Here is a 14430-nt window from a genome sequence, read left to right on the forward strand (position 1 = left end):
CTCCCGCTCAGCACAGGCCCGCCCGGAACACCGTCACCGCACCCCCGTGATGTAAAGCTCCATCTGCTCGATGATGAACTGCTGCTCCGAGATCACGCTCTTGACCAGGTCGCCGATGGACACCAGCCCCACCACGCGCCCGCCCTCCACCACAGGAAGGTGCCGCAGCCGGTTTTCCGTCATCAGCGCCATGCACTGCTCGGCGCTCTGCGTGGGCCGCACGAAGCGCACCGCGCGCGTCATCACCTCGCTCACCGGGGTGTCGCCCGACGAGCGGCCCAACAGCACCATCTTGCGGGCGTAGTCGCGCTCGGTGAAGATGCCCGCGATCTGATCGCCTTCCATCACCAGCAGCGCGCCGATGCCCTTGTCGGCCATGCGCCGCAGCGCCGTGAGCACGGTGTCCGAAGGTTCGACGGCATGGACCTGCCCATCGGCTTTGGTTCTGAGGATTTCTGCAACAGTCGTCATGGCTGCCTCCCTGGCTGTGGATGGAACGAAACCGAACACGCGCCCACAGTGTCCGCCGAACCAGGGCGGGCGCGCAACCGGGTTCAAAATTTGTTGCAACCAGGTGGTCGCAGCGCCCACGGGCCGGGCGCATGCAGCTATGCTTTTGGAAGCTGGCAATGCGGCCTGAGCCGCTGCGCTCAGCGCCGCCCACCCAGCAGGCTGCCGCCGATCTTGAACAGGTCGCCCAGGCCCACCTGGCCGTCGCCGTCCTGGTCCAGCAGGCTGCCCAGCAGATCGCCGCCGGGCGCGCCCGTGCGCTGCACCTGGGCGCGCTCCTGGCCCAGCACCTGCCCCAGGCCACCCGCGTCCAGTCCGTCGCTGCGCACCCGTTGCGCCAGGAACGCCATGACGATGGGCGCCAGCATCTGCAGCAGTTGGCCGGCGTTCGCCCCCAGTCCGCTGGCCTGGCCCAGGCCGGCTTCGGCCCTCTCGCGGCCGCCGCCGAAGATGTGGCCCAAGATGGCACCTGCGTCGCCGCCCTGCCCGGCGCCGCCGGTCATGCCGCCGCCCAGCACCGACCCCAGCAGCCCGCCCAGGTCCAGGCCGCCGATGCCCTGGGCCGTGGCGTCCATGTGGTCGCGCTGCAGCGCCCCCAGCAGCGACTGCGCACCCTGCGGCCCCTCGGCGTTGCGCCCCAGGGCACCCAGCAGCAGCGGCAGGGCCATCTCCACGGCGCTTTGCGTCTGGGCGGTGTCGGTGCCCAGGCGCTGGGCCATCTGCTGCAGCGGCGCCCCCTGCAGGTGCTGCAAAAGCTGCTGGGTCAGCAGCGGGGTCGATGCGGAAGTGGAAGTGTTCATGGCAGGCAACTCCTTCAGGCGGTGGTGCGCGGCCACGGCAGCCGCGTCAGGCTTACATGGTAGGCGCTGCACGGCTTCGGTGCATGTCGGTAGCTATCATTTACATAGCTTTAGACGCCGAACACCCAAGCCTCAAGCGCCGATTTAACGCCAGCAGCTGACCCCCACATCCTGCCGGTGGGGGCTCTGCGGCGCGCGACGCCCTTTGACAATGCCTTGTAAAGAAGCATGAAGAATCGCTGCTACCACGGCAGCCTTGCCGTCAATGTGCGAAAGTGCAACGCGTGCCTGCAGAGCGGAGCGCCCTGCGACGCCCTTCCAGGCCCCGCTTTCCTGCTCTGCGCCACCCTTTCCAGACCTTGCGCCTTCGCCCCATGATCCACGCGACGACACCCGCGCCCATTGAGCGCCCCGCCCGCGCCCCTCGTCTTTCCGCTTCACCCGCTTTTTCCCCCTCGTGCACCACTGCGGCCCGTCACGGCGCGTTCGCGCAGCGGCTGGCTGGCCTGGCCCTGGCGCTGGGCCTGGCGGCCTGTGGCGGCAAGGACGCGCCAGCCACCGAGCCACAAGGCCCCGCCGCCGTGGGCGTGGTCACCCTGCAAACGCGCGCGCAGCAACTGGACGCCACCTTGCCCGGCCGCACCCGCGCCTACCTGACCGCCGAGGTGCGCCCCCAGGTCTCGGGCATCGTGCAGCAGCGCCTGTTCACCGAGGGTGCGCTGGTGCGCAAGGGCCAGCCGCTGTACCAGATCGACGACCGCCCGCTGCGCGCCACCGAGGCCAGCGCCGAGGCCACTCTGGCCCGCGCCGAGGCCACGGCGCGCACGCAGGAGGCCAATGCGCGCCGCAATGCCGAACTGGTCAAGATCGACGCCATCAGCCGCCAGGCCCATGACGAGAGCCAGGCCGCGGCCGCGCAAGCCCGCGCCGATGTCGGCGTGGCCCGCGCCAACCTGGAGACGGCGCGCATCAACCTGCGCTACAGCCGCATCGAGGCGCCCATCGCCGGACGCATCAGCCTGTCCAGCGTCACCCCTGGCGCGCTGGTGACGGCCAACCAGGCCAATGCGCTCACCACCATCGTGCAGATGGACCCGATGTACGTGGACTTCACCCAGTCCAGCACCGAGCTGGTGCAGCTCAAGCGCGACTGGGAGGCCGGCCGCTACCAGAAGGTGGACGGCAACCAGATGCGCGTGCGCATCCGGCTGGACGACGGCAGCGACTACCCGCACGAAGGCCGGCTGCAGTTTGCGGGCGTGATCGTCAACGACACCACGGGCACGGTGACGCTGCGCGCCGTGGTGCCCAACCCCGACGGCGTGCTCATGCCCGGCATGTACGTGCAGGCGCTGCTGCCCACGGGCCTGGCCAGCGACGCGCTGCTGATCCCGCAGCAGTCCGTGCACCGCGACCTGACGGGCCGCGCCAGCGTACTGGTGGTCAACGCCGACAACGTGGTCGAGAAGCGCCCCGTGGAACTGGCGCGCGCCTTGGGCAACCGCTGGCTGGTGGACAGCGGCCTGCAACCCGGCGAGCGCCTGGTGGTGGATGGCTTTCAACGCATCAAGCCCGGCGACAAGGTGGCGCCCCAGGTGGTGGACCTGAACACCAAGAAGGGCCCGGCCGCCGCGGCGCCAGCACCCGCCGCCAGCGCCCCCCCCGCGGCGGGCCAGAGCGTGGACATCACCGCCCGCCCCGGCGCATCCCGCTGAGCACGAGGTCAGGCGCACATGGCCCAGTTCTTCATCAACCGCCCCATCTTCGCGTGGGTGCTGTCCATCATCATCATGCTGGCGGGCGGCCTGGCGATCTTCACGCTGCCGCTGGAGCAGTACCCCGATATCGCGCCGCCGCGCGTGACCATCTCCGCGCAGTACACGGGCGCCTCGGCCGAGACCGTGGAAAACTCGGTCACGCAGATCATCGAGCAGCAGCTCAAGGGCATCGACAACATGATCTACATGGGCTCGACGTCGGATGCGTCGGGCCGCTCGGCCACCACCCTCACGTTTGCGCCGGGCACCAACATCGACGTGGCCCAGGTGCAGGTGCAGAACAAGCTTCAGTCGGCCATGAACCGCCTGCCCGATGCCGTGAAGAGCCGGGGCGTGTTCGTCAACAAGGGCGGCCAGGACTACCTGGTCACCTACAGCTTCTTCTCGGGCGACCCGAACATGAGCGCGGTGGACATCGGGGACTACCTGAACTCCAACCTCGTGGACGTGATCGGCCGCCTGGACGGCGTGGGCGACATCCGCGTGTTCGGCACCTTCTACGCCATGCGCCTGTGGATGGACCCGGCCAAGATGGAGAAATTCCAGCTCATGCCGTCGGACCTGATCAGCGCCCTCAATGCGCAGAACGCACAGGTCTCGGCGGGCCAGCTCGGCGCGCTGCCCGCCGTGCCCGACCAGCAGCTCAACGCCACCATCACCGCGCGCACCAAGCTGCAGACGGTGCAGGAGTTCGAGGACATCGTGCTCAAGACCGCCACCGACGGTTCGGTGGTCACGGTGAAGGACGTCGCGCGCGTGGAACTGGGCCCCGACAACCTGTCGGTCAAGGCCAAGCTCAACGGCCGCCCGGGCGCGGGCATGGGCATCGTGCTGGCCGACGGCGCCAACGCCATGGCGGTGTCGGACGCCGTGGCCGCCAAGCTGGCGGAGCTCGAGCCCTACTTCCCCAACCAGATCGACTATTTCGTCAGCTCCGACTCCACGCCCTTCGTGCGCGCCTCGATCCGCGAAGTGGCCACCGCGCTGGGCGAGGCCATGGTGCTGGTGGTGATCGTGATGTTCATCTTCCTGCAAAACTTCCGCGCCACGCTGATCCCTGCGATCGCCGTGCCAGTGGTGCTGCTGGGCACCTTCGGCGTGCTGGCCGCGGCGGGTTACTCGATCAACACGCTGACCATGTTCGCGCTGGTGCTGGCCATCGGCCTGCTGGTGGACGACGCCATCGTGGTGGTGGAGAACGTCGAGCGCGTGATGCACGAGTCGGGCCTCTCGCCCAAAGAGGCCACGCGCCACTCGATGCGCGAGATCACGCCCGCGCTGGTGGGCATCGGCCTCACGCTGTCGGCGGTGTTCGTGCCGATGGCGTTCTTCGGCGGCTCCACGGGGGTGATCTACCGGCAGTTCTCCATCACCATCGTGGCGGCGATGGCGCTGTCGGTGCTGGTGGCGCTCACGCTCACGCCGGCGCTGTGCGCCAGCATCCTCAAGCCGTCCGCCCACCTGGGCAAGGACCCGCAGGTGCGCCGCGGCCTGCTGGGGCTGAACGACCGCTTCTTCCTCTGGTTCAACCGCCACTTCGAGACCAACACGCTGCGCTACCAGCGCGGCGTGCGCTGGATGCTGCACCGCGCCAAGCGCATGCTGCTGATCTTTGCCGCCATCTGCCTGGCCGTGTGGTGGATCATCGGCCGCGTGCCGACGGCCTTCCTGCCCGATGAAGACCAGGGCTACATCCTGGCCAACGTCAACCTGCCCGCTGGAGCCACCGACGCGCGACTGCAGGACGTGCTGGACCAGGTGAATCTGTACTTCAAGGACGTGCCCGAGGTCATCAGCTTCAACCAGGTCTCGGGCCTGAACGGCGACCAGAGCTCGGCGCGCGCATTCATCCGCCTCAAGCCCTGGGACCAGCGGCCGCTGGCCAGCCAGTCCGCGGCGGCCATCGCCCACCGCGCCACCCAGGATCTGGCCAAGATCCGCGACGCGCGCATCTTCGTGTCGCAGCCGCCGGCCGTGCGCGGCCTGGGCTCCAACGCGGGCTTCAACTTCATGCTCAAGGACATCAACGGCCTGGGGCACGAGGCGCTGCTGGCCGCCAAGGACCGGTTCCTGGCCGAGGCGCGCAAGCACCCCGAGCTGACCAACCTGCGCACCACCAACCTGGACGACGCCACCGAGCTGCGCCTGGACATCGACGACCGCAAGGCCGCCGCGCTGGGCCTGAGCTACGACGCCATCAACAGCGTGCTCTCCAGCGGCATGGGCGGCACCTACGTGAACGACTTTCTGAACAACGGCCGCGTCAAGCGCGTCTACATCCAGGGCGACGCGCCGCACCGCATGCTGCCGCAGGACATCGGCAAGTGGACCGTGCGCAACAAGAACGGCGAGATGGTGCCGTTCGGCGCCTTCTCCAAGGCCCACTGGGCTTATGGCTCGCCGCAGCTCATGCGCTACAACGGCGCGCCCGCCTATGAGATGGTGGGCAGCGCCGCGCCGGGCGTCAGCTCGGGCGTGGCCATGAAGATCGTGGAGGACATCCTGAAGGGCCTGCCGCCCGGCATTGCGTACGAATGGACGGGCGCCTCGCTGCAGGAGCGCCAGTCGGGCGCGCAGGCGCCGCTGCTGTACGCCATCTCGATCCTGTTCGTGTTCCTGTGCCTGGCCGCGCTGTACGAGAGCTGGACCGTGCCCCTGTCGGTGATGCTGGCCGTGCCGCTGGGCGTGCTGGGCGCGCTGCTGGCGACCTGGACGCGGGGTCTGGCCAACGACGTGTACTTTCAGGTCGGCCTGATCACCACGGTGGGCCTGGCCTCCAAGAATGCCATCCTGATCGTCGAGTTTGCCGTGCAGTTGCAGGAACAGGGCCGCAAGCTGCTGGATGCCACGCTGGAAGCCGTGCGCATGCGCCTGCGCCCCATCCTCATGACCTCGCTGGCCTTTGGCTTCGGCGTGGTGCCGCTGGCCCTGGGCACGGGCGCCGGCGCAGGCGGGCGCAATGCCATCGGCACGGCCGTGCTGGGCGGCACCGTGGCCTCCACGGTGCTGGGCATCTTCATGGTGCCGGTGTTTTTCCTGCTGATCCGCAGTTGGTTCAAGAGCCGCTCGCGCCAGGAAGACGCGGCCCAGCCTGCCCCCATCCACCCGGAGAGTGCCGCATGACGCGCCCCCATCCCTTCACGCCTGTGACCGCCGCCCTGGCCTGCGCCCTGCTGGCCGGCTGCAACCTGGCGCCACGCTACGAAGCGCCGCCGCTGCCCGTGCCGGACACGGTGGCATCGCCCCTGCCCCAGCCACCGACCGCCGGCGCCGTGGCGCTGCCGGACGGAGGTCCCATGGCCTGGCAAGACTTCGTGCAGGACGCCCGCCTGCGCACGGTGGTGGAACAGGCCCTGGCGAACAACCGCGACCTGCGCGTGGCGGTACTGGCCATCGACAAGGCCCGCGCGCAGTACGGCGTGGTGCAGGCCGACCGCTTTCCCACGGTGAACGCGGCCGGCGCGGGCAACCGCAGCCGCACCGCTGACGACCTGACCGCCGCGGGCCGCTCCAACACCACCAGCCAGTACAGCGCCACACTGGGCTTCAGCAGCTACGAGATCGACTTCTTCGGCCGCGTGCGCAACCTGAACGATGCCGCGCTGCAGGAGTTCCTGCGCGTGGCGGAGAACCGCCGCAGCGTGCAGCTCAGCCTGGTGGCCGAGGTGATCGGCGCCTGGCTCACGCTGGACGCCGACGCGCGCCGCCTGCAACTGGCACGCGAGACCCTGCGCACGCGCCAGCAGGCCCTGGAGCTCACGCAGCGCAGCCATGAACTGGGCGCCAGCTCGGGCCTGGTGCTGGCGCAGGCCCAGTCGGCGGCCGACACCGCACGCGTGGATGCGGCCGCCTTCGTCTCGCAGCTGGCGCGCAGCCGCAACGCCCTGGCCCTGCTGGTGGGATCGCCCGTGCCCCCAGCGTTGTTGCCCGCCAGCGTGGCCACCGTGGAAACGGCCATCGCGGGCCCGGCCACGACTGCAACCCAGCCCTCTCCCGGCACCGGTACTGCGAACAGTCCTGCCCCCCGGTCCCCCGTCCCCGCGCTGGCCGATCCCGAGGCGCCCGCAACGGCGCTGCTGGCCGTGCCTGCAGACGTTCCGTCCAGCGTGCTGCTGCGCCGCCCCGACGTGCGCGCGGCCGAGCATGCACTGCAGGGCGCCACGGCCAATATCGGCGCGGCCCGCGCGGCGTTCTTTCCGTCGATCACGCTCACGGCCTCGGTGGGCACGGCCAGCAATGCGCTGTCGGGCCTGTTCGAGGGCGGCAACGGCACCTGGGCGTTCGCGCCGCAGATCCGCCTGCCGATCTTCGACGCCGGCCGCAATCAGGCCAACCTGCGCGTGGCCGAGGTGACGCGCGACACCGCCGTGGCCCAGTACGAGAAGGCCATCCAGACCGCCTTCCGCGAAGTGTCCGACGCGCTGGCCGAGCGCGCCACGCTCACCGAGCGCCTGCAGGCGCAAGGCTCGCTGGTGCAGGCCACACAGCGCACGCTGCAGCTGTCGGACGCACGCTTTCGCCTCGGTGCGGACAACTACCTCGCCGTGCTGGACGCGCAGCGCACGCTGTATGCCGCACAGCAGGCGCAGATCACGCTGCAATTGGCCGAGCAGGTCAACCGCGTGACGCTCTACAAGGTGCTGGGCGGCGCCTGGACGGACCCAACACCACCGCCGGCAGGCGGCTCCTGATTCCATCGCTGGCAGCGCTTGAGGGGCAAGCGCTGGACGCTGTTCTTGTTCAATTGCGGTGCATCGGGCGCGCACGCAGGGGCCGTGCCACCGGCACAACATCCCCTACGAGGTCCGGGCGCAATCAGGACGCCAGCGCTCGCACCATCGCGCCGCCACTTGCACCACGGCGGTGCGCAGCCCGCCACGCCCGCCCAAGCGCGCGATTGCTCCTGAAACCATAGCTGCTCGCACTTGTCCATCAAGCGATAGCGGACTATTCATCCCAACCCATGAGCGCACACCTCTCACCCCGCCGCACCCTGGCACGCCCATTGCATTGAAGCCAGCGCGGCCACGGTAGGCCGCAGCGCGAGCCCTCTCCAACGGCGGAGGCAGGGCTCGCGGGACGAAGGCGTCCCCACCCGCAACCAGGCCCCTGCCCGGTGCGGCGTGCGGACGCCTTTTTTGTTGATGTGGCTGCGCGGGGCATTCCCGCCGGGGAGACGATGGTGAAGCAATCCAGGCTGGTGATGGTGGGCAATGGCATGGCAGGCGTGCGCGCGCTGGAAGAGCTGCTCAAGATCGCGCCCGACCTCTACGACATCACGGTGTTCGGCGCCGAGCCGCACCCCAACTACAACCGCATCCTGCTGTCGCCCGTGCTGGCGGGCGAGCAGACGCTGGAGGAGATCGTCCTCAACGACTGGTCCTGGTATGCGGACCACCACATCACGCTGCACGCGGGGTGCACCGTGACCCACGTGGACCGCACGCGGCGCACCGTGCATGGCGTGGCGCAGGACGGCCGCACCGTCGAGGCCCCCTACGACCGGCTGATCCTCGCCACGGGCTCCAACCCGTTCATGCTGCCCATTCCGGGCCGTGAGCTGCCCGGCGTGCTGGCCTACCGCGACATCGCGGACACGCAGGCCATGATCGACGCTGCCGCTAGCTACCGGCACGCCGTGGTGATCGGCGGCGGCCTGCTGGGCCTGGAGGCGGCCAACGGCCTCATGAAGCGCGGCATGCAGGTCACCGTGGTGCATGCGGGCGAGTGGCTCATGGAGCGCCAGCTTGACGACGTGGCGGGCAAGCTGCTGCAGCAGTCGCTGGCCGAGCGCGGCATGCAGTTCCTGATGCAGGCGCAGACGCAGGAACTGGTGGCCGGCGGCGACGGCCGCGTGGCTGCGGTGCGCTTCAAGGACGGCAGCGAGGTGCCCGCCCAGCTCGTGGTGATGGCCGTGGGCATCCGCCCCAACACGGCCCTGGCCGAGCAGATGCACCTGCACGTCAACCGCGGCATCGTCGTCAGCGACACGCTGCAGACCGTGACCGACCCACGCATCTACGCCGTGGGCGAATGCGCGGCGCACCGCGGCATCGCCTACGGGCTGGTGGCGCCGCTGTTCGAGCAGGGCAAGGTGCTGGCCAACCACCTGGCGGAATGGGGCATCGGGCGCTACCAGGGCTCGCTCACCTCCACCAAGCTCAAGGTCACGGGCATCGACCTGTTTTCCGCCGGCGACTTCCAGGGCGGCGAGGGCACGGAGGAGATCGTGCTCAGCGACCCGCATGCCGAGGGCGGGGGTGTATACAAGAAGCTGGTGCTCAAGGACGACCGGCTCGTGGGCGCCTGCCTCTATGGCGACACGGTGGACGGCAGCTGGTACTTCAAGCTGCTGCGTGACGGCCGCAGCGTGGCCGACATCCGCGACCGGCTCATGTTCGGCGAATCGCACCTGGGCGACGCGGGCCATCAGGGCCAGAACAAGGCCGCCGCCATGGCCGACAGCGACGAGGTCTGCGGCTGCAACGGCGTGACCAAGGGCCAGATCTGCAAGGCCATCAAGGACAAGGGCCTGTTCACGCTGGACGAGGTGCGCAAGCACACCAAGGCCAGCGCCAGCTGCGGCTCGTGCACCGGGCTGGTGGAGCAGATCCTCATGGCCACTGCGGGCGGCGACTATTCCGCCACGCCCAAGACCAAGCCCGTGTGCGCCTGCACCGACCACGGCCACCAGGCCGTGCGCGAAGCCATCCGCACACACCGGCTGTTGACCGTGGACGGCGTGTTTCGCTTCCTGGAGTGGAAGACGCCCAACGGCTGCGCCACCTGCCGCCCGGCCGTGAACTACTACCTCATCAGCACTTGGCCCAAGGAGGCGCGGGACGACCCGCAAAGCCGCTTCATCAACGAGCGCAGCCACGCCAACATTCAGAAAGATGGCACCTACAGTGTGGTGCCGCGCATGTGGGGCGGCGAGACCAGTGCCGCCGAACTGCGCCGCATCGCCGACGTGGTGGACAAGTACCAGATCCCCACGGTGAAGGTCACGGGCGGCCAGCGCATCGACCTGCTGGGCGTGAAGAAGGAAGACCTGGTCAACGTCTGGCGCGACATCGGCATGCCCTGCGGCCACGCCTACGCCAAGGCGCTGCGCACCGTGAAGACCTGCGTGGGCAGCGAGTGGTGCCGCATGGGCACGCAGGACAGCACGCAGCTCGGCAAGGACCTGGAGCACGCCTTCGTGGGCATGTACGCGCCGCACAAGGTCAAGTTCGCCGTCAGCGGCTGCCCGCGCAACTGCGCCGAGAGCGGCATCAAGGATGTGGGGATCATCGGCGTGGACTCGGGCTGGGAGATGTACGTGGCCGGCAACGGAGGCATCAAGACCGAGGTGGCGCAGTTCTTCACCAAGCTCAAGACCGCCGAGGAGGTGCTGGAGTACACGGGCGCCTTCATGCAGCTGTACCGCCTGGAGGGCTGGTACCTGGAGCGCACGGTGCACTTCGTCGCCCGCGTGGGATTGGACTACGTCAAGCGCCGCGTACTCCAAGATGCCCCCGGCCGCCAGGCGCTGTGGCGCGAGCTGCAGGACGCGCTGGCGGGCGAGCCCGACCCGTGGTTCGAGTTCGAGCCGGCGGCGGTGGACCGGCGCCAGTTCATCCCGATCACGCCGATCCCCGCATGAACGTTGGCATGAGTTTCAGTCAAAAGTGCCTGTCACGCCCTGCCAGCAAGCGCCAACCGCTCCTAAAGGAATAGCTATGACCACCTGGACCCCGATCTGCTCCCTGGACGACATCCCCGTGCTCGGCGCGCGCCGCGTGGCCCGCCCGCACGGCATGGACGTGGCCGTCTTCCGCAACGACGCCGGCGGCGTGTTCGCCCTGCTCGACCGCTGCCCTCACAAGGGCGGCCCCTTGAGCCAGGGCATCGTCTTCGGCAACAGCGTGGCCTGCCCGCTGCACAACTGGACCATCGGCCTGTGCGACGGCCAGGCCGCCGCCCCCGACGAAGGCTGCACGCCGCGCTTTCAGGTCAAGGTGGAAGCCGGCACCGTCTACCTGGACGCCCAGGAACTGGCCCACCACGCCCTGGACCTGCAACGCCCCGTGGCTGGCCCCGCGCAGCGCTGCAAGGCCTCTGCATAGCCCGCACCAGACCGAGCGCAGCGATGGCTCTTGCGGCTGTCCGGTTTGCGGGTTCCCTTCAGGATGCGCCGAGGAGCGCAGCGGCCAGCGGATCAGGGCTCGCGATTGTTTGAGCGCCAAAGGCGCGAGTTCGAGCGAGACCCCGCTGGACGCGAGCACCGCAGGTTGCCCGCAGCGAAGCGGAGGGACGCAGCCTGTAGGGTCGTCTTTCTTTGGCCTACCTTTCTTTGACGAAGCAAAGAAAGGTAGGTGCGCCGCCGGGCGCACATCCCGGCCAGCGACATCAAAAAAATATAGCTACCCGCGCCCGCCTATCAAGCCTTAAAGCCCCAAAACCCCAAGAAACCACGCCATGAAAGAAACCCCCTCCACCTGCCCCTACTGCGGCGTAGGCTGCGGCGTGATCATCCAGTCCGACGGCGACACCATCACCGGCGTGCGCGGCGACCCCCACCACCCCGCCAACTTCGGCCGCCTGTGCACCAAGGGAAGCACCCTGCACCTCACCGCCAGCCGGCCCATCACACTGCAGACCCGGCTGCTGCAACCCCAGCTGCGCCCGCAGCGCGGCCAGGCAGCGCACCCCATCGACTGGGACGCGGCTCTCGACACCGCGGCGCAGCGCTTCGCCGCCACCATCGACCGCCACGGCCCCGACGCGGTGGGCTTCTACCTGAGTGGCCAGTTGCTCACCGAGGACTACTACGTCTTCAACAAGCTGGCCAAGGGCCTGATCGGCACCAACAACATCGACACCAACTCGCGCCTGTGCATGAGCAGCGCCGTGGCCGGCTACAAGGCCACGCTGGGCGCCGACGCGCCGCCCGCCTGCTACGACGACCTGGCCCACGCGCAGTGCCTGTTCATCGCCGGCAGCAACACGGCCTGGGCGCACCCCATCGTGTTTCGCCGCATCGAGGACGCGCGCGCCGCCAACCCGGCCATGAAGATCATCGTGGCCGATCCGCGCCGCACCGACACCGCGGCCATGGCCGATCTGTTCCTGCCCCTGCTGCCGGGCAGCGACGTGATGCTGTTCAACGCCATGCTGCACGTGATGCTGCGCGAGGGCTGGGTGGACCAGGGCTACATCGCGCGGCACACCAGCGGCTTCGCCGATCTGCAGGCCGTGGTGCAGGACTGCACGCCAGAGCGCGCTGCCGCCGTCTGCGGCCTGCCGCCGCAGGACATTGCCACCGCAGCGCGCTGGTTCGCAGGCGTGGAGGGCATGGCGGGGGGTGGGCCGCGCCGGCCCACGCTGAGCCTGTACTGCCAGGGTCTCAACCAGAGCACCAGCGGCACGGCCAAGAACGCCGCGCTGATCCACCTGCACCTGGCCTGCGGGCAGATCGGCCAACCGGGCGCAGGCCCCTTCAGCCTGACGGGCCAGCCCAACGCCATGGGCGGACGCGAGGTGGGGGGCCTGGCCAACCTGCTGCCCGCGCACCGCGACATGGCCAACCCCGACCACCGCGCCGAAGTGGCCCGGCTGTGGGGCGTGGGGTCGGTGCCCGCGCGGCCCGGCAAGACGGCGGTGGAGATGTTCCAGGCCGCGGCCGACGGCGAGATCAAGGCGCTGTGGATCGCCTGCACCAACCCCGCGCAGAGCCTGCCCGACCAGACCACCGTGCGCCGCGCCCTGCAGCGCGCCGAGTTTGTGGTGGTGCAGGAGGCCTTTGCCACCACCGCCACCGCGCAGTACGCCGACCTGCTGCTGCCTGCCACCACCTGGGGCGAGAAGACCGGCACCGTCACCAACAGCGAGCGCTGCATCAGCCGCGTGCGCGCGGCAGTGGCCGCACCCGGCTGCGCGCGGCACGACTGGCAGATCGCGCTCGCGCTGGCGCAGCGGCTGGAGAGGCACCTGCGCCCCGGCCAGCCCACGCTGTTCCCCTACGCCGGGGACACGGCGCAGGCCTGTGCCGAAGCCATTTGGAACGAGCACCGCGAGACCACGCGCGGGCGCGACCTGGACATCACCGGCCTGACCTGGGCCGCGCTGGAGGCCGACGGGCCGCAGCAGTGGCCCTACCCGAGCGGCGCCCGCGCGGGCCGCGCGCGCCTGTATGCGGACGGCGTCTTTCCCACACCCGACGGGCGTGCACGCTTCGTCCCCACGGCCTGGCAGCCCCTGGCTGAGCCGCCCAGCGCGCGCTACCCGTTCAGCCTGACCACGGGACGCCTGCGCGACCAGTGGCACGGCATGAGCCGCACCGGCACGCTGGGGCGGCTGTTCGGCCACGCGTCCGAGCCCGCGCTGCAGATGCACCCGCAGGACCTGCAGCGCCTGCAGCTGGCCGCTGGCGACCTGGCGCATGTGACCAGCGCGCGCGGCTCCATCATCGCGCCCGTGCAGGCCGACGACACACTGGCACCCGGGCAGGCCTTCATGGCCATGCACTGGGGCGGCGAATACCTGGGCGGGCGCTCCAGCACGGGCCGGCCGCTGGCGGGCGTGAACGCGCTCACCACGCCGGCCTTCTGCCCTGGCTCCAAACAGCCGGAGCTCAAGCACGCGGCGGTGAAGGTGCTCAAGGCCGAGCTGCCCTGGACGCTGCTGGCCATGGCCTGGCTGCCCGAGGGCGAAGCCCTGGCCGCGCGCGAGGCCCTGGCCGCGCTGATGCCAGAGCTACCCTTCGCCCACTGCGTGCCCTTCAGCGCCGCCGCGCCGACGGCAGGTCCCGCGCGCACGGGCGTTCTGCTGCGCGGCGCCGCGCACGAGGCGCCGCCACCAGCCCTGCTCGCGCGCATCGAGCACCTGCTGCACCTGGACGGGCCTGGCACGCTGCGCTACGCCGACCGCCGCCGCGCCCAGCACCGCGCCGCGCGCCTGCAGCGCCAGGCCGACGGCCGCACCACTTTGGACGCACTGCTGCTGGCCGGCAATGGCAGCGCTGGCGGCTGGCTGCGCACCCTGCTGCAGGAAGAACTGCCCGTGCAGACCTATGGCCGGTTGCTGCTGCTGCCCACCCAACAGCCGCCCGTGGCCGTGGCCGCACGCGGCAAGCGGGTGTGCGTCTGCCTGAACGTGACCGATACCGACATCACCGAGCGCCTGGGCCAGTGCCAGGGCAGCCCGGCCGAGCGCTTGGCGCAGTTGCAGGGCGCGCTGCGCTGCGGCACGCAATGCGGCTCCTGCGTGCCCGAGCTCAAGCGCATGGTGCAGGCGGCGGTCGCGGGCATAGGCACCACTGCGGTGCAGGCAGCGTGACGCGGCACGCAATCCGCCGCACG

8 protein-coding genes are annotated in these 14430 nt (G+C 69.9%); 6 read left to right on the forward strand and 2 right to left on the reverse strand.

What is annotated here, in order from left to right; translation table 11 throughout:
* Positions 1-33 precede the first annotated feature (33 nt).
* On the reverse strand, positions 34-471 hold the full coding sequence (locus PCQ86_RS13585) for a CBS domain-containing protein (protein WP_270173979.1): 438 nt from the start codon (positions 469-471) through the stop codon (positions 34-36).
* Positions 472-650: 179 nt separating this feature from the next.
* Positions 651-1310 carry a DUF937 domain-containing protein gene (locus PCQ86_RS13590; RefSeq protein WP_270173980.1) on the reverse strand — a complete coding sequence of 220 codons (660 nt, stop codon included), beginning with the start codon at positions 1308-1310 and terminating at the stop codon, positions 651-653.
* 374 nt (positions 1311-1684) lie between these two features.
* On the opposite strand from PCQ86_RS13590, the gene PCQ86_RS13595 reads away from it, so the two are divergent.
* The 6 genes from PCQ86_RS13595 to PCQ86_RS13620 all read left to right on the forward strand — a co-directional run bounded on the left by PCQ86_RS13595 (position 1685) and on the right by PCQ86_RS13620 (position 14407).
* Positions 1685-3025, forward strand: a complete 1341-nt coding sequence (locus tag PCQ86_RS13595) for an efflux RND transporter periplasmic adaptor subunit (protein ID WP_270173981.1) — start codon at positions 1685-1687, stop codon at positions 3023-3025.
* Positions 3026-3043: 18 nt separating this feature from the next.
* Positions 3044-6211: an efflux RND transporter permease subunit gene (locus PCQ86_RS13600; protein ID WP_270173982.1), complete on the forward strand. Its 3168-nt coding sequence runs from the start codon at positions 3044-3046 to the stop codon at positions 6209-6211.
* Complete coding sequence (locus PCQ86_RS13605; RefSeq protein ID WP_270173983.1) at positions 6208-7779, forward strand: efflux transporter outer membrane subunit; 1572 nt, start codon at positions 6208-6210, stop codon at positions 7777-7779. The genes PCQ86_RS13600 and PCQ86_RS13605 overlap by 4 nt, the downstream gene beginning before the upstream one ends.
* 488 nt (positions 7780-8267) lie before the next feature.
* A complete protein-coding gene (nirB, locus tag PCQ86_RS13610; protein WP_270173984.1) occupies positions 8268-10733 on the forward strand; it encodes a nitrite reductase large subunit NirB in 2466 nt (821 codons plus the stop codon).
* Positions 10734-10809: 76 nt separating this feature from the next.
* Positions 10810-11196 carry a nitrite reductase small subunit NirD gene (gene nirD / locus PCQ86_RS13615; protein WP_270173985.1) on the forward strand — a complete coding sequence of 129 codons (387 nt, stop codon included), beginning with the start codon at positions 10810-10812 and terminating at the stop codon, positions 11194-11196.
* Between the two features lie 352 nt (positions 11197-11548).
* On the forward strand, positions 11549-14407 hold the full coding sequence (locus tag PCQ86_RS13620; RefSeq protein ID WP_270173986.1) for a nitrate reductase: 2859 nt from the start codon (positions 11549-11551) through the stop codon (positions 14405-14407).
* The last annotated feature ends 23 nt before the right edge of the window (positions 14408-14430 follow it).

The organism is Diaphorobacter sp. ED-3 (assembly GCF_027625375.1).
Taxonomy (GTDB): domain Bacteria; phylum Pseudomonadota; class Gammaproteobacteria; order Burkholderiales; family Burkholderiaceae_C; genus Diaphorobacter; species Diaphorobacter nitroreducens.

What these genes read in the sequence shown, in the direction of transcription:
- PCQ86_RS13585 (WP_270173979.1), bottom strand. Translation starts at nt 471, where the DNA reads ATGACGACTGTTGCAGAAATCCTCAGAACCAAAGCCGATGGGCAGGTC.
- PCQ86_RS13590 (WP_270173980.1), bottom strand. Translation starts at nt 1,310, where the DNA reads ATGAACACTTCCACTTCCGCATCGACCCCGCTGCTGACCCAGCAGCTT.
- PCQ86_RS13595 (WP_270173981.1), top strand. Translation starts at nt 1,685, where the DNA reads ATGATCCACGCGACGACACCCGCGCCCATTGAGCGCCCCGCCCGCGCC.
- PCQ86_RS13600 (WP_270173982.1), top strand. Translation starts at nt 3,044, where the DNA reads ATGGCCCAGTTCTTCATCAACCGCCCCATCTTCGCGTGGGTGCTGTCC.
- PCQ86_RS13605 (WP_270173983.1), top strand. Translation starts at nt 6,208, where the DNA reads ATGACGCGCCCCCATCCCTTCACGCCTGTGACCGCCGCCCTGGCCTGC.
- nirB (WP_270173984.1), top strand. Translation starts at nt 8,268, where the DNA reads ATGGTGAAGCAATCCAGGCTGGTGATGGTGGGCAATGGCATGGCAGGC.
- nirD (WP_270173985.1), top strand. Translation starts at nt 10,810, where the DNA reads ATGACCACCTGGACCCCGATCTGCTCCCTGGACGACATCCCCGTGCTC.
- PCQ86_RS13620 (WP_270173986.1), top strand. Translation starts at nt 11,549, where the DNA reads ATGAAAGAAACCCCCTCCACCTGCCCCTACTGCGGCGTAGGCTGCGGC.